The organism is Frankia sp. CpI1-P (genome assembly GCF_001421075.1).
Classification (GTDB): Bacteria; Actinomycetota; Actinomycetes; order Frankiales; family Frankiaceae; genus Frankia; species Frankia torreyi.
The window spans coordinates 12909-34916 of sequence record NZ_LJJX01000033.1 but is presented as its reverse complement, the minus strand read 5'-3'; the positions used below and the strand labels follow the sequence as shown (position 1 = coordinate 34916).

16 protein-coding genes and 17 pseudogenes are annotated in these 22008 nt (G+C 71.7%); 11 read left to right on the top strand and 22 right to left on the bottom strand.

From position 1 onward, the window contains the following. Positions 1–23: 23 nt before the first annotated feature. The 4 genes and pseudogenes from FF86_RS53550 to FF86_RS62880 all read right to left on the bottom strand — a co-directional run. Positions 24–434: pseudogene (locus FF86_RS53550) on the bottom strand (aldehyde dehydrogenase family protein); the annotation flags it as partial. 1 nt (position 435) lies between these two features. Continuing rightward, positions 436–878 (bottom strand): annotated as a pseudogene (locus tag FF86_RS53545) (aldehyde dehydrogenase family protein); the annotation flags it as partial. 1 nt (position 879) lies between these two features. Continuing rightward, positions 880–1028, bottom strand: a pseudogene (locus FF86_RS53540) (aldehyde dehydrogenase); the annotation flags it as partial. Positions 1029–1930: 902 nt separating this feature from the next. Further along, positions 1931–2123, bottom strand: a 193-nt coding sequence (locus tag FF86_RS62880; protein ID WP_255355861.1) for a TetR/AcrR family transcriptional regulator, incomplete at its 3' end; no start/stop codon positions are given. Between the two features lie 1723 nt (positions 2124–3846). On the opposite strand from FF86_RS62880, the pseudogene FF86_RS64260 reads away from it, so the two are divergent. The 3 genes and pseudogenes from FF86_RS64260 to FF86_RS20525 form a co-directional block, all read left to right on the top strand. Further along, positions 3847–4092 (top strand): annotated as a pseudogene (locus FF86_RS64260) (cytochrome P450); the annotation flags it as partial. A 1-nt stretch (position 4093) separates the two neighbouring features. Continuing rightward, positions 4094–4632 (top strand): cytochrome P450 (locus FF86_RS53525; protein WP_242419167.1); only part of this gene is annotated, 539 nt, incomplete at its 5' end. Between the two features lie 158 nt (positions 4633–4790). Continuing rightward, positions 4791–5012: a ferredoxin gene (locus FF86_RS20525; protein WP_242419166.1), complete on the top strand. Its 222-nt coding sequence runs from the start codon at positions 4791–4793 to the stop codon at positions 5010–5012. A gap of 130 nt (positions 5013–5142) precedes the next feature. Here FF86_RS20525 and FF86_RS20520 read toward each other — a convergent pair whose 3' ends face one another. Beyond that, positions 5143–6243 (bottom strand): helix-turn-helix domain-containing protein, encoded by a 1101-nt coding sequence (locus FF86_RS20520; RefSeq protein WP_044887202.1) that lies wholly within the window; start codon positions 6241–6243, stop codon positions 5143–5145. 148 nt (positions 6244–6391) lie between these two features. Here FF86_RS20520 and FF86_RS20515 point away from each other — a divergent pair, with 148 nt between their 5' ends. Then, positions 6392–7369, top strand: a complete 978-nt coding sequence (locus tag FF86_RS20515; RefSeq protein ID WP_044887203.1) for an alpha/beta hydrolase — start codon at positions 6392–6394, stop codon at positions 7367–7369. An 81-nt stretch (positions 7370–7450) separates the two neighbouring features. On the opposite strand, the pseudogene FF86_RS53520 reads toward FF86_RS20515, so the two are convergent. From FF86_RS53520 to FF86_RS20500, 5 genes and pseudogenes are all read right to left on the bottom strand, one after another. Further along, a pseudogene (locus tag FF86_RS53520) lies at positions 7451–7645 on the bottom strand (hypothetical protein); the annotation flags it as partial. 1 nt (position 7646) lies between these two features. After that, positions 7647–7736: pseudogene (locus FF86_RS53515) on the bottom strand (glycosyl transferase); the annotation flags it as partial. Between the two features lies 1 nt (position 7737). Continuing rightward, positions 7738–8188 (bottom strand): glycosyltransferase (locus FF86_RS53510; RefSeq protein ID WP_242419165.1); only part of this gene is annotated, 451 nt, incomplete at its 3' end. A gap of 43 nt (positions 8189–8231) precedes the next feature. Beyond that, positions 8232–8831 (bottom strand): class I SAM-dependent methyltransferase, encoded by a 600-nt coding sequence (locus FF86_RS20505; protein ID WP_044887204.1) that lies wholly within the window; start codon positions 8829–8831, stop codon positions 8232–8234. Between the two features lie 135 nt (positions 8832–8966). Continuing rightward, a complete protein-coding gene (locus tag FF86_RS20500) occupies positions 8967–9938 on the bottom strand; it encodes an acyl-CoA dehydrogenase family protein (protein ID WP_044887227.1) in 972 nt (323 codons plus the stop codon). A 110-nt stretch (positions 9939–10048) separates the two neighbouring features. Here FF86_RS20500 and FF86_RS20495 point away from each other — a divergent pair, with 110 nt between their 5' ends. Both FF86_RS20495 and FF86_RS20490 read left to right on the top strand, forming a co-directional pair. Next, positions 10049–10867 (top strand): Fpg/Nei family DNA glycosylase, encoded by an 819-nt coding sequence (locus tag FF86_RS20495; RefSeq protein ID WP_044887205.1) that lies wholly within the window; start codon positions 10049–10051, stop codon positions 10865–10867. 32 nt (positions 10868–10899) lie between these two features. After that, complete coding sequence (locus FF86_RS20490) at positions 10900–11718, top strand: DUF1684 domain-containing protein (RefSeq protein ID WP_044887206.1); 819 nt, start codon at positions 10900–10902, stop codon at positions 11716–11718. A 46-nt stretch (positions 11719–11764) separates the two neighbouring features. Here the strand turns inward: FF86_RS20490 and FF86_RS20485 are convergent, their stop codons facing one another. Beyond that, on the bottom strand, positions 11765–12214 hold the full coding sequence (locus FF86_RS20485; RefSeq protein WP_044887207.1) for an Rrf2 family transcriptional regulator: 450 nt from the start codon (positions 12212–12214) through the stop codon (positions 11765–11767). Positions 12215–12584: 370 nt separating this feature from the next. Here FF86_RS20485 and FF86_RS67255 point away from each other — a divergent pair. Beyond that, positions 12585–12990, top strand: a pseudogene (locus FF86_RS67255) (acyl-CoA dehydrogenase); the annotation flags it as partial. Positions 12991–13121: 131 nt separating this feature from the next. Continuing rightward, the gene (locus tag FF86_RS67250) at positions 13122–13580 is read left to right on the top strand and encodes a hypothetical protein (protein WP_396229968.1); all 459 of its coding nucleotides are present in this window, start codon (positions 13122–13124) and stop codon (positions 13578–13580) included. Between the two features lie 46 nt (positions 13581–13626). Here FF86_RS67250 and FF86_RS67245 read toward each other — a convergent pair. From FF86_RS67245 to FF86_RS67220, 11 genes and pseudogenes are all read right to left on the bottom strand, one after another. Continuing rightward, positions 13627–14026 (bottom strand): annotated as a pseudogene (locus tag FF86_RS67245) (LLM class flavin-dependent oxidoreductase); the annotation flags it as partial. A 1-nt stretch (position 14027) separates the two neighbouring features. After that, the coding region (locus FF86_RS67240; RefSeq protein WP_396229965.1) for an NtaA/DmoA family FMN-dependent monooxygenase at positions 14028–14943 on the bottom strand (916 nt) is incomplete at its 3' end. Then, positions 14940–16709 carry a rhodanese-like domain-containing protein gene (locus FF86_RS20470; protein ID WP_161849162.1) on the bottom strand — a complete coding sequence of 590 codons (1770 nt, stop codon included), beginning with the start codon at positions 16707–16709 and terminating at the stop codon, positions 14940–14942. The genes FF86_RS20470 and FF86_RS67240, both read right to left, overlap by 4 nt. Positions 16710–16842: 133 nt before the next feature. Next, the coding region (locus FF86_RS20465) for an LLM class flavin-dependent oxidoreductase (RefSeq protein ID WP_242419164.1) at positions 16843–17788 on the bottom strand (946 nt) is incomplete at its 3' end. A gap of 94 nt (positions 17789–17882) precedes the next feature. Continuing rightward, a pseudogene (locus FF86_RS67235) lies at positions 17883–18320 on the bottom strand (hypothetical protein); the annotation flags it as partial. Position 18321: 1 nt separating this feature from the next. After that, positions 18322–19001: ABC transporter substrate-binding protein (locus FF86_RS67230; RefSeq protein WP_396229964.1), on the bottom strand; the 680-nt coding region annotated here is incomplete at its 3' end. A 45-nt stretch (positions 19002–19046) separates the two neighbouring features. Further along, positions 19047–19220, bottom strand: a pseudogene (locus tag FF86_RS67225) (sulfonate ABC transporter ATP-binding protein); the annotation flags it as partial. A 1-nt stretch (position 19221) separates the two neighbouring features. Then, positions 19222–19537 (bottom strand): annotated as a pseudogene (locus FF86_RS53500) (ATP-binding cassette domain-containing protein); the annotation flags it as partial. A 1-nt stretch (position 19538) separates the two neighbouring features. After that, positions 19539–19786, bottom strand: a pseudogene (locus FF86_RS53495) (ATP-binding cassette domain-containing protein); the annotation flags it as partial. A gap of 91 nt (positions 19787–19877) precedes the next feature. Further along, positions 19878–20213, bottom strand: a pseudogene (locus FF86_RS53490) (ABC transporter permease); the annotation flags it as partial. Position 20214: 1 nt separating this feature from the next. Beyond that, positions 20215–20287, bottom strand: a pseudogene (locus FF86_RS67220) (ABC transporter permease); the annotation flags it as partial. A 775-nt stretch (positions 20288–21062) separates the two neighbouring features. On the opposite strand from FF86_RS67220, the pseudogene FF86_RS53480 reads away from it, so the two are divergent. The 3 pseudogenes from FF86_RS53480 to FF86_RS53470 all read left to right on the top strand — a co-directional run. Further along, positions 21063–21359, top strand: a pseudogene (locus FF86_RS53480) (redoxin domain-containing protein); the annotation flags it as partial. A 1-nt stretch (position 21360) separates the two neighbouring features. Next, positions 21361–21630 (top strand): annotated as a pseudogene (locus tag FF86_RS53475) (peroxiredoxin); the annotation flags it as partial. Position 21631: 1 nt separating this feature from the next. Next, positions 21632–21722, top strand: a pseudogene (locus tag FF86_RS53470) (peroxiredoxin); the annotation flags it as partial. Between the last annotated feature and the right edge of the window lie 286 nt (positions 21723–22008).

The window sequence follows — 22008 nt, the reverse complement described above, 5'->3', positions numbered from 1 at the left end:
TCCAGCACCCGGTCGCGCTGGCNGGCGTTGATCTGCGGGCCGGAGAGGTTCGCCGGGTCGTTGGGGTCGCCGTAGGGAAGCTGGCGGAACACCTCGGTGAGGATCTCGAGGCCCTGGTCGTAGACGGAGCGGGGCAGCAGGATCCGCGTCGTCATCGCGCAGCCCTGCCCGGCGTGCAGGCACGCCCCGAGCCCGGCCCCGGGCAGCACCGAGGGGAGGTCGGCGTCGTCGAGCACGATCATCGCGGACTTGCCGCCGAGCTCCAACAGCGTCCGCTTCATCGTCCCGGCGGACAGTTCGACGATGCGCCGGCCGACCCCGGTCGACCCGGTGAACGACACCATGTCCACCCGGGGATCGGTCACCAGCAGCTCGGCCACCGCGTTGTCCGAGGTCGGGACCACGTTCACGACGCCCGCCGGGATGTCCGTCCGNTCCGCGACGAGGCGGCCGATCCGGGTGGCGTTCCAGGGCGTGTCCGGCGCGGGCTTGAGCACCACCGTGTTGCCGGTCGCCAGGATCGGGCCGAGCTTGTTGATCGTCACCTCGAACGGGTAGTTCCACGGCACGATCGCCGCGACCACCCCCACCGGCTCCTTCCAGACCGCGCGGTGGCTGGGTCCGAACAGGTTCGTGTCGGGCAGCGTGCGCTCCCACGGGAAGGTGTCGATCAGCTCCAGCGGCCCGCGCAGGCCGTCCGCCAGCGGCCAGTCGAGCTGCGCGAAGTGCGTCACCGCGACCGGGGCGCCCGCCTCGGCGATGAGCTCCGCGCGCAGCGCCTCCTTCTCGTCCTCCAGCGCGGCCTGCAACTGGGCCAGGCACCGCTTGCGCAGCTCCCGGTCCGTCGACCACGACGACTCGTCGAACGCGCGGCGCGCNGCCGCGATGGCCCGGTCCATGTCCGCCGCCGTGGCGTCGGTCGTCTGACCGAGGACCTCCTCGGTGGCCGGGTTGATGTTGTCGTAGCGGCCGCCCGCCACCGACTCGCCGAGTTTCCCGTCGATCAGAAAGCGAAGCTCGCCCTGCACGGACACCNCCTCAGACACCGTCGTCATCGCCGATCAGACTCCCTCGCCATCGAAGACCCGTCCTGACGGGGCGGGTGCGTCGAGGAAAGTTACAGCGCATCTGACACTATGTCTACGTGTAGGCCCGGATTCGCACACGAGGACGATCGGCCTCTTTGTACGAAAGTCCGTCGCGCGCCGGAGCGATCGATCGCCCCCGGCGGATATTTCGGGCATGCCGAACCGCAATCCCGCTTTGGTCACCGCGGGATCGGCGGGACGGCTATTTGAACAGTCGCCACTTCCGGCCAAGGCGGGACGTCGTCTGCTGGCCGGGTCCACCGGCCGGGCCCGGGAGTTGGAAGGCAGGCACGCAGGAACTGCCGAACCCCGGCGGTGAAGGATTTCGGTGCTCGCAGCCTCGTCCGACCGAGACTGCGCCCTGGAGTATCCGTCTGGTGACATCACCCCTCTCCGAGCCGCCGAGACATTCCCTGGATGGAGAACCTCCGAGTCAGGTCAGGCGTCGTCTTCCGGGCCGGGATCGCCGACCTTCGCGGGCGCGGCGACAGAAGCCCACAGGGTCACGACCGCGTCGGTCATCTCGTCGGGGTTGGGGGACGGGATCAGATACAGCGAGCTCGTGGCTCGCAGCAGAAGCTCCGCCAGGACCTCCCGTCTCACCGTGCCTTCCTGGACGATGCCAAGATCGTCGAACACGGGCTCGAGGAGTTCCGTCACCTGGGCCACGAAGGTCGGGAAGATGCCGCGGATGAACTCCAGCGCGAAGGCGGGCTCCGCTTCGATGACTCGGGAAACCTCGGGATGGTCGTCTCCGTAGTGCATGATGGCGTCGGCGATCGCGCGGAGGCGACCGGAGGCGACCGGCTGCCCGGCGACCGCTTCGTCGAGCGCGGCGCCGNCCCCCCGCCGGACGTGGTCGCTGATGGCGGTGAGCAGCTCACCCTTGGTCTTGAAGTACCGGTAGAGCGTGCCACGGGAGACCTCCGCAGCCGCGGAAACATCGCGCAGGGACATCTTGGCCGGGCCGCGAGCCGCTATGCACCCCAACGCTGCATCGAGGATCTTCGCGGGCGTCTCGAACCTGTTCCCCACTGCGTGCCTCCAGTCCGACTGCGTTCGTCCAGTCTGACGGCGTGCCTCCAGTCCGACGGCGTGCCTCCAGCCTGACGGCGTGCCTCCAGTCCGACTGCGTTCGTCCAGTCTGACGGCGTGCCTCCAGTCCGACGGCGTGTCTCCAGCCTGACGGCGTGCCTCCAGTCCGACTGCGTTCGTCCAGTCCGACAGCGCGCCTCCAGCGTGACGGCGGGACGACCCGCTCCCGGCCTCGTCCACACGAGCGTGCCCCTGGTGGCCCCTAATGGCCGATGGTGGGAGGACTCCCAGGATCAAGATGTTGTGCGCCGGGGCCGTCGAGGAGCCGCCGATGCCTACAGGGTTCCCGAAGTCACTCAATGCGATCGATCGGATACTCAATCCTTTCAAGGAAGATCGAATAGAACTTTATTGACTCTATTGACTCAATAAGGCTAGCCTACCAGCGTGTCGCAGACCACAGTCTCGCATCGTCGAGCACAGCCACCACCGAGTCGTCGGGCCGCCGTGCGGATGCGGGCGCGGCATGCCGGGCAGTGGTCGGCGTGCCCCAGTCCAGGAGAAAGGGTGGAGCCCCCCGTCGTCTGACCAGATCAGGGCCGCGCGTCGCCCCGATCCAGGCCTCCCCGGCGGCCAGGCCGCGGTCGCGCTGGGTAACCAGTGACACACAGGCACGGTGGCGTTGCATCACGACGGAGAACGCCCACCCTGACGATCGTCCGCCTTGCCCCAGAGGGCACCGTCCGGTCGCGTCGAGAACAGGCGCCCGCAGCCGATACCCGACGGCTCCCGAGCCGGCCCGCCGGCCGCGCCGCCAGCCGGTCCGCTCCCGACGATGATCTGGTCNCGGCCGTCAGCGCGAACCGTTCTGTAGACATGGTCGCCGCACATCGCCTTTGTCGCGCGCGACGAGGTGCCCGACCAGAAGTGTTTCACCGACCTCGCCATCCCCCCAAGAAACCCGGCAGCCGTTTCCCGAGCCGGGTCGAGAGCCGGCGCGGCGGGACGCAACGTTCTCGTGTACGCACTCTAGGGATAAGTCGGTGCCACTGAACATCGGACGGCGCTCGGTGACTGCGGCGGCAGCTATCCGGAACGCCGGCGACTTTCCCGTCATTCCCACTGCGCTCATCACGCTTGACTGCGTCCCACCGCAGGCTGGCGGAACAGGCCGACAGGCTTGCCGTTGCTACCGATCACCGACACGCTGAAACAGCGCCGGAAATGCGGTAGATCGGCCCGGCCGTCATATCATAATCACGAAACGAGAGGCCGACCCGTGACCACCGTAGACGAAGCAGGATTTAGCGACACCGACCTGGACCATCACAGCGCAAGATTCCGGGAACACAACTACGAGATTATGACGGATCTCCAGAACCGTTGCCCCGTGGCCAAGTCATCGGCCTGGGGCGGCTACTGGCTCGTCACCTCGTATGCGGCCGTGTTCGACGCCTGTCGAGACTCGGATCTCTTCAGCAACCATATGAGCAAAGCTATTCCGGCCCTGCCGATCGAGACGTCTTTCATTCCGATCGACATCGACCCGCCAATGCTGCAGAAGTACCGGAAGTTACTGCTTCCCTACCTCTCGCCCAAGGAGGCGGAACAACGGGAGCCGGCCCTGCGGCGCACGGCCACCGAGTTGATCGACGCCTTCATCGAGAGCGGCGAAGCCGACCTCGCCNAGCAGCTCTTCACCCCGCTTCCGGCCCGGTGGACGCTGCAGCTCCTCGACTTCGACGAGAGCCGCTGGCCGGACTGGATCGACTGGCTGCACTCTCTCATCCATGACCGTGCCTATGCCCCGGAGCGGTCCGCCCAGTCCGCGGCCAACATCTACGGCACGATCGCCCAGGAGATCGCCCAGCGCCGGCTCCACCGGGGCAAGGGCGTGCTCAGCGATCTCATGGAGGCGGAGATCGACGGAGCGAAGCTTTCCGACGAGGAGCTTGCCGGCATCGTCGTGNTGCTCCTGCTCGGCGGCATGGACACCACGGCAGGCCTCACCGGCAATGCCTTCCTGCGCATCGACGCCGATCCTGCACTGCGCCGCCGGCTCCTCGAGGACCCGGCCGTCCTGGAGAGCGCGACGGAGGAGTTCCTGCGCCATGACACCCCGGTGCAGGGCCTCACCCGAGTCGTCACCCGGGACGCGGAGTTCCACGGCCGCCAGCTCAAGAAGGGCGACCGGGTCATGTTGATGTTCGCGGCGGCCAACCGCGATCCCAGCGCCTTCGAATGCCCGCACGAAATCGATCTTGATCGCGGCACGAATCGGCACATGGCCTTCGCGCTGGGTGTCCACCGCTGCCTGGGATCGAACTTCGCGCGGGCCATGTTCCGCGTGATGATTACCGAACTGTTGCGTCGGCTGCCGGACGTGCATGTCGCGGCTCCCATCGAGCGCCTTGCGGACGCGGGCGACGTCTACGCGGTAAAGCACCTTCCGGTTCGCTTCACTCCCGGGCCGCGCGAAGGCGTGGGTATGCCTGCCTACCGTGACTGAGCCAGCGGCCGCGGTCCCGTGGCGCCTTACGCGACGCCTGGAACGCCGCAGGATCTCGAACCCGTTCCGGATCTGGTAGGCGGTCGCACCGGGATGAGCTGCGCGGTCGGATACAGCTTCCCAGCACCACGTCCGGCTTTCTCATCACGCACTGCGTGATGACCATCGAGCTGAGAGGGACTCAGATGAAGGTGTCGGTCAGCAACGAGTTCTGCCATGGCCACGCGCAATGTCATGCGAAGGCCCCGGAGGTCTATGCGCTCGACGACGAGGGTTTCATCGGCGCGGTGGCACAGCTGGACGTGCCACCTGGCCTGGAGGAGGCTGCCCGGCTCGGTGCCGCGGCCTGCCCGGAGCGAGTGCTCTCGCCGGTCGAGTAGGTGTAGTCCGCGCGAGCGGGGACCTGTAAGCCGAAGGGGGTCCGGTCGGGCCCAGTCCAGTCCGGTCGGGCCCCGTCCGGTCGGGCCCGGTCCGGTCGGGCCCGGTCCGGTCGGGCCCGGTCCGGTCGGCTCAGGTCGGAAGGTCGTCGAGATCGGCGCAGAGGGCCCGGATGATCAGTGCGGCCGTCAGCCGGGTCCGGCCCGCCGGGGTGTCGATGGAGAAACCCAGGACGCGCTCGGCCTTGGTCAGGCGCGCGATCAGGGTGCTGTGGTGCACGTACAGCACGGCCGCGGCCTGCCGCAGCGAGGCGGTGGCGCCGACGGCGACGAGCATGGCCAGCGTCTGCGGGCCCTGCGGCTCGGCGCCGAGCCGCCGCAGCGCCGCCACGTCCGGCGAGGCGGCGAGCCGTTCCCCGGGCACCTGCTCGGCGATGGCCCGCCAGACGCCGAGGCTCTCCTCGGTGACCAGCGCCGACCCCCCGGCGAGCGTGGTCAGCCCGGCCGGCAGCCCCGAGCCGGTGAACCGCAACGCCGTGCGGGCGCCGCGCCACGCCCGCTGCGCCGCCGAAGCCGGCACCGGCGCGGACCGGCCCACCTGCACGCCGGTCGGGATCGTCGGCTCGTCGGCGGGTGCCTCCCGACCGACCACCGCGCGCACGTCGCCGATCCGCACGGCGCGCACCCATGGATGCAGCCCGGCCAGGAACTCGGCGCCGGCCGCGGGATCGGGCGAGCGGACGGCGTAGACCGTGACCGGGCAGGTCGGCTCGATGCCGAGCAGCCGCAGGGCACGCGCCCGGCCGGCATCATCAGCGCCCGCGCCGAGCACCAGTTCCAGCAGCGCCGGATCTCCGGTCCCGGGATGGTCGAGCCGCGGCCGAGGGGACAGCGCCCGAACCGCGTGCGCCAGCCGGTCCAGGAGCATCCGATCCTGCGCGAGCGGCTGTCCCGGCCGCGCGAGCCACACCCACCGGTCATCGCCAACCGGCGCCCGGGCCACACCGTCGGGCGGGTCGCCGGCGGACGGGACTCCCCCACCAGCCCGCACCGCCAACGGCGGCACCGAACCACCGGCGAGGCCGACCTCGCACCCGGCGAACTGGGCGGTGGCCGACAGCACGGCCTCCAGGCTGGCCCGGTGCTCGACGAAGCCGTCGAAGAAGGCGATGATCCGCACCGCGCCCAGCGCGCCCTCATCCAGGTCCGCCAGCCGCAGGATCAGCCCCTCCATGCCAGGAGACTACGACCGTGGGCAGGCGCGCGGGCGCCGGCAAGGCGCGCGGGCGAGCGATCGCCGCTGGACACGAAACAAGCCCGCGCTCAACGATGACCCGAGGCCCCAGCCCCCGGGTGCCAGCTCACGGACGGGAGGATCGCCGGTGCGCTACGCCATCGACCCGGAAATCGCGCCGTGGATTGCGCTTCTGGTCGACGTGCCGATCGCCGACGTCGCACAGGCCCGCGCGCTGATACGGGAGCTCACCGCGGCAGCGCCGCAGCCCGATTCCGGCGGTATGGTCTCGATCAGCGAGCGGACGATCCCGGGACCGGCGGGGGCGCCGGACGTCCGGGTGCGGATCTACCGTCCCGTCGCGGCGCCGGCCGACTGTCCGGCGGTGCTCTTCCTGCACGGCGGCGGTTTCATTCTCGGCGATCTCGACATGGCGCACTCCGAGGCACTCCGGTTCGCGGAGCTGGGTTGTGTGGTGGTCAGCGTCGACTACCGGCTCGCGCCCGAGCATCCCTACCCGGCCGCGGTCGACGACTGTTACGCCGCGCTCACCTGGCTGGCCCGCGAGGCCCGGCCGAGCCTGGGCGTGGATCCGGCGCGCATCGCCGTCGCCGGCGGCAGCGCGGGTGCGTGCCTCGCCGCCGCGCTGACCCTGCTCAGCCGCGATCGCGGGGGCCCCGCCCTCTGCTTCCAGTTTCTCACCGCTCCCAAACTCGACGACCGTCTCGACACCGTGTCGATGCGCACGCTCACGGACACCCCGATGTGGGACAGCGGAAAGGTCGCGCTCACCTGGCGCTACTACCTCGCCGACCGCGCCGGCGCCCCCGACGCGGTCGTGCCGCCCTACGCGGCGCCGGCGCGCGCGGCGGACCTGTCGGGCCTGCCGCCCGCGTTCGTCTCGGTCTGCGAGTTCGACCCGCTGCGCGACGAGGGCCTCGCCTACGCGCAACGGCTCGTCCAGGCCGGGGTGCCCACCGAGCTGCACCTCTACCCGGGCACCTTCCACGGCTCGCGGCTCATCCACAACGCCAAGATCACCCGGCAGATGATCGCCGACGAGGATCGCGCGATCGTCCACCGCCTCGGCCTCGAGCCTCGTCTCCTCCCGAGCCGAGAATCCTAGGACCGCTCCCGAGCTGGGAATCCTGGGACCGTAGTGCTGGGACCGCGAGTGCTGGGACCGCGAGTGCTAGGACCGCGAGTGCTAGGACCGCGGGCGGGCGGAAACCTGCCGGCGCGGGTCCCCCGGCTGCTCGAAGCCGCTCAGGACGTGGGCGAATCCGCCGTCGACACGGGAGTCGCGGCGCGCGCTGGTGGTGACCCGCACCGCGGTCGTATGCAGGACGCGCAGGTCGAGATGGCGGTGCAGGTTCGCGGCCAGGGCGTTGTCCTCGCCGACNGAAAGCGGGGGGATGCCGCCGACCCGGTTGTAGGCATCCAGGCGGATGCCCAGGTTGGCGCCGTGCGCATGCCGGTGCCGACTCGAGTCTNCAGGTTCCATCCCACGGTAATGCCGCAGGAAACGTCGCTGAGCGGGGGCGGGAAAGCCGTCCCAGTCGTCGATGTCGACCACGCCGAACACCGCATCCGCGCCGTCGCGCGCGAACTCCACCTGAGTCGTGATCCAGTCGGGGGAGACCTGGCTGTCCGCGTCGGTGGTCGCGAGCCACACCGCGCGTGGATGGATTGCCGGCATGCCCGCCGCCACCCGGGAGATCAGGTGCGCGAACCCGCGCGACCGGGCCCTGCCCACGTTCCGCTCGCGCACGGCGAGGGTCGGCACGGCGCGCGTCCGGCAGTGCCGGGCGGACTCGTCGCCGCAGTCGTCGAGCACGACCAGCACCGCGACGTCGACGCCACGCAGACCCGGATGGTGGACCGCCTCGCCCAACGCGTCCAGGCAGGCCCCGATCAGATCCTGCTCGTCATGGGCCGGGACCACGACGCCAACCCTGCTGATTCGGTTCACAGCAGGCTGACCCGCTTCACCGCAGGCCCGTCCGCGCGGCGACCGAGCGGGCGTCGCGCGCCCAGACGTCCGCCACCAGATCGTCTTCGAGATGGTGCACGAGGCGCGTCAGTCCCGCACCGGCGGCGGCCTCCCCGAGCAGCGCATGCACCTCGTCGCCCCCGCACAGGTAGTCCTCGACGGGATGCCGCCAGTGGACGGCGACGAGCGTGCCCGCCGAGGCGGTGGCACGGGCGGCAACGAGGCGGGCGTCGGCCCGGTCGAAGTAGTAACCCACCTCGGAGAGCACCACGAGCTCGAAGGTCCGCGTGGGCCAGTCCCCCGGCAGCCGCGCCACCTCGACGCGCACGTTCGGCAGGTCGGCGGTCTGGCGGGTGGCGGCCGACACCGCGGCGGGCGCCACATCGGTCGCCAGCAGCCGCCCGCAGCGGCCGGCGAGATCGCGGGTCAGCAGGCCGATCGAGCAGCCCGGCTCATAGCCGGTCGCATAGCGGTCGTCGGGGAGCAGGGCGACGGTGAGCGCCCGCTTCCGCCGCTCGTACCAGCGGTCGGCGAAGCCCCACGGGTCGCCGTCGCCCGCGTACATCTCGTCGAAGTACTGCGGCGGCAGCGTCATCGAACCCTCCGTGAACCCTCGCGGCCCGGCTTCCCGCTGTGTACCCGGGTTCCGGTCGGCAACGACAGCAAGGACGACAGCAGGGACGGCAGCGGGGACGGCAGCGGGGACGGCAGCGGGGACGCCGCTCGCGAGTCACAGCGACCAGCCGGGCTCGGCCGCGGCAACGACGGCGGCGCCGAGATCGGCCAGGTCCCGTTCGGCGTGCTCCTGAAGGAGGTAGACCTCCAGGTCGGCGACGCGAGCGGCATGCCGGCGGTCGCGGGCGCGCGGCCCCGGCCCGAGCGCCCGATCGACCCGGCGGATCACCTCGGCCGCCGCCCCCGCCACCGTCGCCCGTGCCCGCCGGGCGAGACGCGCGTGATCCGCGTCGGGACGGCCGTCGACCGCGACCGCCGCCGCCCGCAGCACATCGCGGGCGCCACCGAGCGCGACGTCGACGGCGCCGAGATGGGCCGCCGCGTGCGGGTCGTCCCCGCGGCCGCCGACCCGCTCCCGCAACGGCGCGGCCACGGCGGCAGCACCCCCGTACCAGCAGGCCGCGACGCCGATCCCGCCGATCCAGAACCCGGGACGGCGCAGGTATTCGTCCGGCCCGCCGACGGCGCGGGCGGGAACCCGGTCGAAGCGGACCCGCCGGGTGTCGGCCGCCTTCATGCCGGGGGCGGCCCAGTCGTCGGCGGCGACGGTGATCCCCGGGGCGTTCAGCGCGACCGCGAGGAGCTGGCGAGACTGTCCGTGGCGGGCAGTGACCAGGGCGTGGGTCAGCAGGGTCGCGCCCGAACACCAGACCTTGGCCCCGTCGAGCAGCCAGCCCGTCCCCTGCTCCTCGAGCGGGACGGCGGTCAGTACACCGGTGGGATCCTCCGCCGCCCAGACCCCCCAGCGGGACCCCGGCGGCAGCGGTTCTCCCGCGAGCTCGGCGACGATGGCCACCGCGTCGGCGTGCGCCTCGGCGAGCCGCGCGAGCACCAGATCGTCCGCCGCGAGCGCCGCCAGCGCCGTCCAGCGTTCGAGCGTCCGGCCGCCCCCCGGCAGCGGCAGGTCCCCCGCGGCCACGCACGCCTCGGCCAACGCGTCAGCCCGTACCCGACTAGGTGCTCGCATGGTCCCCTCGCAACCGGCATCCGGTTCACGGCGGGCGGCCACCCGAGGGTCCGCCGGGCCGCTCGTCGGAGTATGGGGTACCCCCTCCGCGGCAGTACGATCGCCCGACTATGCCCGAAGGTCACACTGTGCACAGGTTGGCCGCGGTTCACCAGCGGATGTTCGCCGGCCGGCCGGTGGCCGTGGCAAGCCCCCAGGGCCGTTTCGCCGAGGGAGCGCGCCGGCTGGACGGCCGGCTGCTCACCGACGCCGAGGCACACGGCAAGCATCTGCTCCTGCGGTTCGACCACGACCAGATCCTGCATGTGCACCTCGGCATCTACGGCACCTACGCCTTCGGCCCCCTGCCCGCTCCCGTGCCGACCGGTGCCGTCCGGCTGCGGCTCACCGCGGACGCCGGATACGCCGACCTGCGCGGTCCCAACGCCTGCGAGCTGCTGGAACCCGGCGGGGTGAAGACGCTGCGCGACCGGCTCGGCCCCGATCCGCTGCGCGGCGACGCCGACCCGGACCTGGCCTGGCGACGGATCGAACGCAGCCGCACCCCGATCGCCATCCTCCTGCTCGACCAGACGGTCGTGGCCGGCCCGGGCAACATCTACCGGGCCGAGGTGCTGTTCCGGGCCGGCCTCGACCCACTGCTGCCCGGACGGGACCTGGCCCGGCGGCAGTGGACGGCCATCTGGGCCGACCTGGTCACGCTGATGGCCGACGGGGTGCGGACGGGCCGGATCGACACCGTGCGCCCCGAGCACACCCCCGAGGCGATGGGCCGCCCCCCTCGGGTCGACGACCACGGCGGCGAGGTCTACGTCTACCGCCGCGCCGGCCAGCCCTGCCTGATCTGCGCCACCACGGTGCTGACCACCCGCCTGGCCGGCCGCAACCTGTTCTGGTGCCCCGGCTGCCAGCCACCTCACATAGGCTGAACTGTACCGATGCGACGAGGGCGAGACCGGTCATGGGATTCACCGAAGAGTGGGAACGCTGGCATGCCCGGCGAGTGGAGGCACTCACCGCCCCGTTTGGCCCGCTTTCCAGCCTGTGTCGCGGTCGGGCGTACCGTTCGGCCACCTCGTCCGATGTCGCCGGTCTTTCGTGGGTCAACCCGCTCGATGCGTGGGCCAACCCGCTCGGCGCGCTGACCGGGACCGGCAGCCGGTCGGCGCCGGGCGCGCTGCGTCGGGTGGTTCTCGACACCCCGCTGCGCGGCCTGGGTTCCTATGCCGGTCTCACCGACCAGCAGAAGACGCTGCTCGGCCAGGAGGGCACGTACGGCCTGGGCCTCAGCCAGGTCGAGGAGGGCGCGATCCGGGTCTCGCACGGTGCGATGGAGGTCTTCGAGCCGCATCCGGACTGGGTGGTTCCCGCCGTCTTCCAGCCCTGGCCCGATGGTTCCAGCGTCCCGGTCGAGGTGCCCAGCACCAAGTCCGGCACGATGACGCTCACCCTGGTCGGCCGGGTCGAGTTCAGCCTGCCGGACGGCGGCACGACGGGGCTCGCGGTGAGTCCGCTGCTGCAGGGCGAGCTACACGCCGTGTTCGTCGACCTGTCGCGACGGAACCGTTTCCCGTTCCGCTTTCTGCGGATTCCCGCGCCCGACGACGACAACACGACGGTGCTCGACTTCAACCGCGCCGTGCTGCCGCTGGCCGCGTTCAACGACCGCATCCCGGCTCCCGCCCCGCCGCCGGGAAACGTCCTGGAAGTCCACGTGACCGCCGGCGAAAGCCATCCGCAGCCCGACGTCTCCGACATTCTCGAATATCTCGACAGCTAGGCCCGGGGACGGCCTCGGCTTCGGCTTCGGCCTCGGCTTCGGGGCGCTACCGCCAGGCCGACCGGCTCGCGGCGGTGTCGATCACCTCGGCGGGAAGCTGGTCCCGGGCAACGTCAGCGACCGTCACCGACTCCAGCAGTCTGGTGAGGCCGGCGCGCATGGCGATCCAGACCTTCTGCAGGGGCACCGCCGTCCCCTCGTAGGCGAGATCCTGCGGAAGCTCGCCGCGCACGGTGGTCACCGGCCCGTCCGCCGCCTGGATGACATCGGCCAGGGTGATCTCATCCCCGGGCCGGCACAGCCAGAACCCGCCCCCGACCCCGCGCTGGCTCGCCACGAGGCCGGCTCGGCGCAGGTCGCCGAGCACGCTGTCGAGGAACTGGCGGGGGATCTGCTGTTGCTCGGCGATCTCCGGCGCCGAGCGACGTTGTGGGTGGGCGGCCGCGAGCTCGATGACCGCTCGCAGCGCGTAGTCGGTTCGCGCCGAAATCTTCATGCCGCCTGCATCGGGTCGGGATCATGCGACGCACCTGCGGCCCGTCGTCGACATTCTAGGAGTTCGACGCCACTTCGGCGATAATCGCTAAAACCGATCGGCATAGTAGGATTTACGCTGGGCAGACGGGAGACATGCGATGAGTCCTGGTCCAGCAGCACCGACCGCGGCGGCGCCGGCCGCCGGGGCGCCGCTTGCGGGTCTCGAGAACCTGCTGGCCGAGATTGCCACCGGGGCGGCCGAGCGGGAGACCCATGACCGGCCGCCCTTCGCGGAGATGGACCTGCTGCGCCGGTGGGGAGTTGGCACGCTGCGGGTGCCGGTCGCCGCCGGTGGGCGGGGGCTCGGNCTGGCCGCCTTCTTCGATGTCGTGCGCCGGCTCGGCACGGCCGACCCCAACCTGGCCCAGGCACTGCGTAACCACTTCGGCTTTGTGGAGTCACTCCTGCGCCAGCCGCCCGGTAAGACGCGCGACAGCTGGCTCGACCGGGTCGTCGCCGGTGAGCTGTTCGGGTCGGCGGCAAGCGAGTTGTCCACCCCTCGGGCGGGCGTCATCGGCACCTCGACGAAGCTGGTCCGGGACGGGGACGGCTACCTGCTCGCGGGAAGCAAGTACTACAGCACCGGCAACATCTACGCGGACCGGATCGTGGTGATCGCCGTAGCCGAGGACGACGCGCTGGTCAGCGCGATCGTTCCCGCCCACCGCGAGGGTGTCGTGCACCTCGACGACTGGGATGGCATGGGCCAGCGTTTCACCGGTTCGGGCACCACGGNGTTCCACGATGTCCGCGTCCACGCGACCGAGCTCCTCTCGTTCGGCGACGCGACCGACCCGGGACGGGCGTTGAGCCCGACCTTCTCCCAGCTCTACCTGACGACCATCATCGCCGGCATCGTCGAGAACGTGCGGCTCGACGTCCTCGAGCTCGTCTCGCGGCGCTCCCGCAACTTCCGCCACGGCCTGGTCGAGGAACCCCGGCACGAGCCGACGGTGCAGGAGACAGTCGGGGAGATCGCGGCGAACAGCTTCGCCGCGACATCGATCGTGGCCACCGCCGCCGTCGCACTCGCGGCCGCGCACGAGGCGCTCGGCCACGGCGACGGTCACGCCGACGACGCCCGGACACGGGCGATGTTCGCCGCGGCGAAGGCGAAGACGATCGTCGACCGGATCGGCACCGACACCGCGTCGCTGCTGTTCGACGCCGGCAGCGCCACCAGCGTGCGCCGCGGACCGCAGCTCGACCGGCACTGGCGCAACATCCGCACCCTCGCCTCGCACAATCCTCGTTCCTACAAACTGCGCCTGATCGGCGACCATGAACTGAACGGAACACTGCCGCCCCCGGGCGCCTTCTTCTAGACCGGGCCTTCCGCCAGGCCGGCCTTCCACTAAGCCGGGCCTTCCACTAAGCCGGGCCCGGCGCGCCGACACCGAGGATGTCGCGCAGGGTCCGGCCGGGATACTCGTGGCGGAAGATCCCGCGCCGACGCAGGATCGGCACAACGTGGTCGACGAACAGTTCCAGGCCCTCGGGCGCGGTGTCGACGAAGATGTTGAAGCCGTCGGCGCCCCGTTCGACGAACCACGTCTGAAGGTGGTCGGCGATCTGCTCCGGGCTGCCCACGATCGACAGGTGGCCGCCGGGGTTGTCCGCGATCAGTTCCCGCACCGTCAGGTTCCGCACGCGGGCGTGCGCGAGGACCTGGTCGCGAAACGGCCTGGCCCGCGACGGCGGGGTGAACGACTCGACCTGCTCGTACGGCAGCGGGGCATCCGGCTTCAGCAGGTCCGGCGGGACGAACAACNGCTCGGCGAGCTTTTCCACCAGGTGCTCCATGCCGTACAACTCGTTGAGCCCGTCCCGGCGGGCACGGGCCTCCTGTTCGGTGGAGCCCACAGTGACCTCGAGCCCGGGCAGCACCAGCACGTCCTCGGGACGCCGGCCGTGGCCGGCGGCGAGCGCCTTCACGTCGGCGTAGAAGCTGCGCGCGCCGACGAGCGTGCGCTGGACCGTGAACAGCCCGTCCGCCCAGCGCGCGGCGTACTGCCGGTGCCGCGGGGACGCGCCGGCCTGGAACAGCACGGGCCTGCCCTGGGGCGTGCGGGGCGAGCCGAGGGTGGCCCGCACGGGGAAGTACCGGCCGCGGACGTCGACCTCGTGGACCTTCGCCTCGTCGAGGAACCGTCCGGTCGCCAGGTCGGCGACCACCGCGTCCGGCTCGAGGCTCTCCCACAGGCGCAGGACCGCCTCGACGAACTCGCCCGCCCACCGGTAGCGCTCCTCCTCGGCGGGCTCCGCGCCCACCCCGAAGGCCGTGGCGGTCTCGGGCGCCCAGCTCGTGACGATGTTCCAGCCCGCCCGGCCGGCGGTGATGTGGTCGAGGGAGGCGAACTGGCGGGCGACCTCGAACGGCGTGCCGAAGATCGCCGAACGGGTACCGATCAGCCCGATGCGCTCGGTGCGCTGGCTGATCGCGGCGAGCAGCGAGACCGGTTCGAGCGCGTGCCAGTTGCGCCGGCCGTGCTCGCTGTGGATGGCGCCGTGGTTGTCGCCGCGGAACAGCGCGTCGAACGTGCCGCGCTCGGCGATCCGCGCCAGCTCGACGAAGTGGTCGATGTCGGTGAACGAGTCGGGGCTGTTGTTGTACCGCCAGCCGGCGACATGCGCGCCGTCCGCGAGCAGCACGAGATTGAGGTGAAGCTGGCGCGGTGCGTCGGTCATCGCGCCACCTCCTTTCCGAGAGCGCGGGCCCCGGCGTCGACCGCCGCGACGCCGACCGGGAACGACACGATGCCGTCGCGACGCAGTTGCTCCTCCAGGGCGGCGCACCAGACGATGTAGTCCTCGTGCAGGCGGGCGCGCTGCTGGCGGGTGGGGGGCGGCGGGAGCACGAGCGGCTTGCCTGGATCAGCGGGCTGCTGGGCCGAGTCGGTGGCGGTCGGCAGGCCCGCCTCGCGCCACGCCCGGGTGCCGCCGTCGAGCGCCGCGGCGCTCCCTCGGCCCGCGGCGCGCAGATCGGCGGTCGCCCAGCGGGCCAGCGTGCCGTCGCCGGAGGTGACCACGAGGAATGGTTCGCCCGCGGGGAGGCCAGGCCACGCCGCCAGCGCCGAGCGCGTCGTCACCCACGATCCCGGGATGTAGGGCCGCGCGAGCAGCCACCCGGCCGCCGACGGCGGCTCGACGTCGACGACGACCGCGGCGCCGCCGTCGAGCAGCTCCCGCAACGCCGGGGCGCTCACCGTCGGGACCTCGGGCAGGGGGACGGTCTCGGGACCGCACACGAGTACGTCGGATCCGACGACATCCTGGCGCAGAAGGTCGAAGTACCGGACATCGGGACGCGGCAGGTCGGGACGCCGGACGTCGGGACGCGGCAGGTCCGGGGACCGGCGATCGAGGTCGAGGAGATGCACCGCAACGTCGGGCAGGCCCATCCTGGCCAGCCACACGCCGGTCGTGAATCCCCGCGTGCCGTAGCCGTCATCGACGAGGACCACTCGGGCACCGCGGCTGGCCACGTACTCGTCCGTCGCCTGGATGAGCTGGCCGCCCGGCGCCCACCGGCTTCCCCGCAGGTGACCGGCGACGAACTCGGCCTGCGTACGGACGTCAAGCAGATACAGCGTCCGATCGGCCGCCGCCGCGACGAACCCGCTCAGCTCGGCGGCGGAGATCTCCAACACCCCGGTGCGGGCGGCGAGCGCCCGCGCCGACTCCCCCGCCCGGGCCTCCTGCGCCGGCTCGGGCACGGGCAGCGGGGCGGTCGAACCGGCCACCGACGGGTAGCCGGCGAGGCTCCACGCGGCCAGGCCGCCGTCCAGGACGGCGACCGGGTTGGGGAACCCGGCGTCGATCAGGGTCTGCGCGCCGATGATCCCACGGGTCCGGCCGGCGCAGGTCACCACGACCCGGGTGTGTGGCGACCGGACCGCCGCGTACGCCCGGCGTACCAGCTCGACCCCCGGCGTGTTGCGGGCGGTCGGGATGGCCGTGTACTCGAACTCCTCGGCCGTGCGGGTGTCGAGAAGGACCACGTCCTCCCCCGCGCTGTCCTCCCCCGCGTCGAGGCCGGCGCGCAGTTCGGTCGCGGAGACCCTCGGCGTGCCGAGCCGGCGCAACGCGACCTCGCCCAGGGCCCGGCTGACCGTGTTGTATCCGGTGAACAGCTCGCCGCCCGCCGCCCGCCAGCCGGCGAGGCCGCCGTCGAGCACGCTGACATCGGTGTATCCCAGCGCGGCCATCCGGGGTACGGCCCGCATGACCGTCTCCTCGCGCGTTCCGACGACCACCACGGGCACCGTCGGCCGGGGCGCCAGCAGGGGCAGCCGAGGTTCGAGGTGGTCGAGGGGAACGTGCGTGGCGACCGAGAGATGACCCGCGGCGAACTCGTCGCGGGTACCCACGTCCACCACCACGAGGTCCTGGCGGGCCCGCAGCCGGGCATGGAGCTCGCGCGGGGCGACGACCCCGGCCGACGAGCCCGTCACCGGGCCACGGCGGCGGGGCGGTGGGGTCGCCAACCCAGCGCGGGCGCCACCTGCGTCGCGATCAGCCGCAGCGCCTCCAGGGCGGCGTCCAGCGACGGCCGNCCGGGTTCGAACTGCACCAGCAGATCCGTCNCCACGCCCAGCACCGGCTCGGCCGCCAGCCCTTCGATCACCTCGTCCGGATGCCCGCAGAAGATGTGCAGGGTCGACAGGACGTTGTCGATCGTGTCCTCGCCGACGTCCGGGAACGCGCCGGAGGCCTTGATGTTGGCGAAGGCCGGGAACAGCCCGTCCGACAGGTGCGCCAGCGCGGTGGCCCGGTCCGCGGCGGGGAAGACCGCCCGGCACACGGCCACCCGCCGCCCGACACCCGCAGACCCGACACCCGCGGACCCGACACCCGCGGACCCGACACCCGCGGGCAGGGCGGCGCGGTACCGGTCCGCCCAGCCCCGGTGCACCGTGCCGGGACGGTCCGGGAAACCGATGGCGGTCTGGTCGAGCAGGAGGTTCAGGCCCTCCCGGCCCACCTGCTCGGCGGTCTCGCCACTGTGCGCCCCCTGCCAGATCCGGGCCTCGGCCACCTCGGGCGCGCACGGCGTCAGCACCGCGCCGTCCTCGGTCAACGGCCGGCCGCTCAACGCCCGGCGCAGGAGCTCGCGATGCTGCGCGTGGATCTCCCGCTTGCGGCCGAAGTCGCGCCCGAGGGCCCGGTAGGCACGCTGGTCCGAGCCGCTGCCCAGGCCGAGCTCGACCCGCCCGCCGGACAGGATGTCCACGACGGCGACGTCCTCGGCCAGTCGCACCGGGTCCTCCAGCGGCAGCACGTTGACCGCCGTCCCGAGCCGGATGTGCCGGGTCGAGGCCGCCACGTTCGCGAGGAACGTCCACGGCGAGGGCAGCCCGCCGAGGGGATGGGTCGACGTCGGCAGGTGGTGCTGCGCGACCCAGCCCGAGTCGAAACCCAGCTCGTCGGCGGCGACGAACAGTTCGTGGGCATCCGCGTAGGCCTGGCGCGCGTCGGAGCGGATCGCCGCCCGGGTGAAGAAGCCCAGCCTGAAGGCGCTCGTGTCGGTCATCGGCCCTTCTCGTTCGTCATCCGGGACACGGGAATGCACCCGGGGATGGGTTCCAGGCGGTCGGCCGGGGGTGGTCGCGGCGGGCGCCGCGCGGTCAGGGACGGGCCGCCGCGACGGCCGCGTCGACCTTCGCCGTGACGTCCAGTTCCTTGAGCTTCTGCGCGACCGTGTCGTTGAAGCCGGTGTAGTAGTGGTCGCGGATGTTGACCGCCCGCTTGATCAGGCCGCCGGAGTAGGCGACGTCGGCGGTGTTGTGCTGGATGCGGTCGAGCAGCGCGGCGTCGAGGACGTGCGGAACCTGCCGGTTGGCGATGGCGGTGGACCTGGCCTTGGCCGGGGTGAGCTTCGCCGCGTCGACCCAGACCTGCGCCGACTGGTCCGGCTGGGTGATGTTCCACAGCTCGTAGGCCACGGAGCGGCCCACGAAGTCCCGGATCGCCGCGTTCTTCCGCTGGTCCTTCAGCGCGCCCCGCGACGCGACGAGCACGCCCAGCCCGAGGGCGCCGGTCTGCTTGGTGGTGGTCAGGACCTGNGCGCCCGCGTCCAGCGCGGCGCCGGCGCGGGCCGGCGACCCGGCCCACGCGTCGACGTCACCCTGGGCCAGCGCGGTGGCGCCCACCGTCGAGTCGAGCTGGACGGGCTTGACGTCCGCGGGCGTGAGCCCGGCCTGCTTCAGGGTCAGCAGGTACTGCAGCTCGGAGGTCGCGCCCGGGGAGTAGGCGAACTTCTTCCCGCGGAGGTCGGCGAGGCGCTCGATTCCCGAGTTCTTGCCGCGCAGGGTCACGATCGGCGGGTAGTTGGTGTCGTCGGCGGGCTGGGTCGCCAGGACCCCCTGGATCGGGGGGTCGTTCGCCGGCCACGCGGGCTGGGCGTTGGCCTGGGCCAGGATGAGGGCGAAGTCGCTGAGCTGACCGATGTCGACCTTCCCGGTCGTCAGCGCGGTCGTGACCGTCGCGGCGTTGAACTGCGCGAACTGGACCTTGTACGGGGCGCCCTGGAGCACGCCGGACTTCGCGAAAGCCGCCTTCACGTACGGCGACTGGGTCGCGAAGGTCAGGGTCACGCCGCTGAGGTCGTTCTGCGCTGCCGCTTTGCTGCCGCTGCTGCTACCGCTGCCGCTGCTGCCGCCGTCCGATCCGCAGGCGGCGGCGGCCACGGCCAGCGCGAGCAGCGGGGCGGCCAGGCGGAGCCGACCGAATCTTCCGATCTTCATGGATGCGTTCCCGAGGTGTTGGTGGGGTGGCCGAGCCGGTGGGCTTCAGGCCGGGGATGACGGGCGTGCGACGCCCAGCTCGGCAAGTAGCTGTGAGCGCAGGTCACCGAAGCGCGACCCGGTGCCCTCGCGCGGTCGAGGCAGGTCGACGCGCAGGTCCAGACCGACCTTGCCGTCGGTGAGGACGACGACGCGGTCGGCCAGCCGCAACGCCTCGTCNACGTCGTGGGTGACCAGCAGGACGGCCGGCCGGTGCCGGTGCCACAGCTCGTGCACCAGGGCCTGCGTGCGCAGGCGGGTCAGCGCGTCGAGCGCGGCGAACGGCTCGTCGAGCAGGAGCAGGTCCGGACGGTGCACCAGGGCGCGCGCCAGGGCGACCCGCTGCGCCTCGCCCCCCGACAGCGTGTGCGGCCAGGCCCTGGCATGGTCGGCGAGGTTCACCTCGGCGAGGGCCTCCTGCGCCCTGGCGAGGGTCGATTCCCGGCGGGGAAGCCCGAGCAGCACGTTGCGCCAGACCCGCTCCGACGGGATCAGCCNGGGCTCCTGGAAGACCACCGAGCGGTTGCGGGGCGCCAGGACCGTTCCCTCGTCGACGGTGTCGAGCTCGGCGAGGATCCGCAGCAGGGTCGTCTTACCACTGCCGGAGCGGCCGAGCAGCGCGACGAACTCGCCCCTGGCGATCGTGAGGGCGAAGTCGTCCAGGATCCGCCGGGCCGCGAACGCCTTGCCGACGTCGCGCATGACGACGGCCGGCTGCGCCGGTGCGGGGGTCGTGCCGGCGGGGGNCGTCATGGTCAGGACTTCACGATCGTCGGTCGCCAGGGCAGGAGCAGCCGCTCGAGGAGCCGGACGACGAGGTCGACGAGCAGACCGAGNAGCGCGTACACGACGACCCCGACGATCACGATGTCCGTCCGGATCTGGTTGGACGCGTTCATCACCAGTGCGCCCAGCCCGGAGGAGGCGTTGATCTGCTCCGCCGCCACCAGCGCGAGCAGCGAGATCCCCATGGCGTACCTGATGCCGACCAGCACCGACGGGAGCGCGTTCGGTAGGACGAGGCGGGTGATCATCCTCGTTCTGCTCAGCCCGAAGACCCGGCCGACCTCGATCAGCCGGCGGTCCACCCCGCGCACTCCGGCGAAGGTGTTGAGGTAGACGGGGAAGACGCAGGCAACCGCGATCAGCACGATCTTCGGGGTGTCGCCGATGNCGAACCAGACGACGAACAGCGGAATCAGCGCGATGAACGGGACCGTCCGCAGCATCTGCAGCGTCGAGTCCACGAGCTCCTCGCCCAGCTTCCACAGCCCGGCGACGAGGCCCGCCGCGACCCCGATGCCGGCGCCGATGACCAGCCCGGCCAGGGCCCGCCCGGTCGACACCCGCAGGGCCGTCTGCAGCTCACCGTCGGCGATGAGGTCGCGGGCGGCCTCGAACACGCTCTTCGGGCTCGCCAGCGTCGTCGGCGGGACGAGCCCGGCGGAGGTGCTCCACTGCCAGGCGATCAGGAGGGCGGCCGGCACCAGGCCGCGCAACAGCCAACGAACCCGGCGCAGTCCGGCGCGCCGTCCGGGGGCGTTGCGCCGACGACTCAGATCGGTGAGCTCGAACGGCGTGGCGAGAGCCGCCCGGTCCGCGACCGCCGGGTCACCACTCACCGCCAGGTTCTCGTTCGCCGCCGGGTCACGCCCGAGCTCGCCCGGCGCGCACCGGGAGTCCTGAACCGTCACGATGCGCGGGTCCCCACGGCCTCGGCTGAGACTCGACACGTGCCAGTGCGCTGCATGACGAACTCCTGGTTCGGGACGGGCGGGCGTAGCCCGGTGGGACCGGGTGGCNGCATATATGGGCAAAGCCGATCGGTTTAGTAGTATTTACCGCTCGAGTGATGCGGATCGCACGATCGCCCGGGCCGCACTCGCTCGCGCCACCGGCGGCGGGCCCCGGTGGACGCCTGCGTGGCAAGGGAACGTCCAGGGAACGCCGTGTCCGTAGAGTCCTTCACGACGCACTACCTCGGCATCCCTCGCCGAGCTTCCTCTGTGAACGGAGTGAGTAATGTCCCTGACGATCGGTGACACCGCACCCGACTTCGTGGCGGCGACCACGGAGGGCCCGATCAAGTTCCACGAGTGGATCGGCGACTCGTGGGCGGTGCTGTTCTCGCACCCGAAGAACTTCACCCCGATCTGCACCACCGAGCTTGGCTATGTCGCGTCGATCAAGCCCGAGTTCGACCGCCGCAACGTCAAGATCATCGGCCTCTCGGTGGACCCGATCGAGCTGCACGACGCCTGGGCCAAGGACATCGAGGAGACCCAGGGCACCGCGCCCAACTACCCGCTGATCGGCGACNCCGACTTCGCGATCTCCAAGGCGTACGGCATGCTCGGCGCCGACGTCAGCGGTGACCCGTCGGACCGCACGGCCGCGGACAACCAGACCGTGCGCAACGTCTTCGTCATCGGCCCGGACAAGAAGATCAAGCTGATCCTGGTCTACCCGATGACGACCGGGCGCAACTTCGACGAGGTCCTGCGGGTCATCGACTCCCTGCAGCTCACCGCGAAGCACAAGGTCGCCACCCCGGTGAACTGGAAGCAGGGCGACGACGTCGTCATCGCCGNCTCGGTCTCCAACGACCAGGCCAAGGAGATCTTCGGCACCTGGAACGAGCCGAAGCCCTACATCCGCATCGTCCCGCAGCCGACCGCCTGAGTCACAGCAGCGGCCTGGAGCTGACGACCCGACTGTCCGAGGAGCTCGGCGACGCCGGGCCTGGTCGAGGCCGGGCCCGAGTTCTACCCGGTGGCCGGGGCGTTCGCGACGCGCGCCGCGCTGGACCGGTTCGACGGCGGGCGGGTCGTCGTCGGGGTCACCTCGACCCCGTTCAGGTGCCCGCCCGCCACGATCCCTCCGCGCTGTACGCGGCGGACAGGTCCGAGTTCGGTTCGACCCGGATCCGCCGCTGGTTCGGCCGCGGGTGGACAGGCCACTGAGCCGG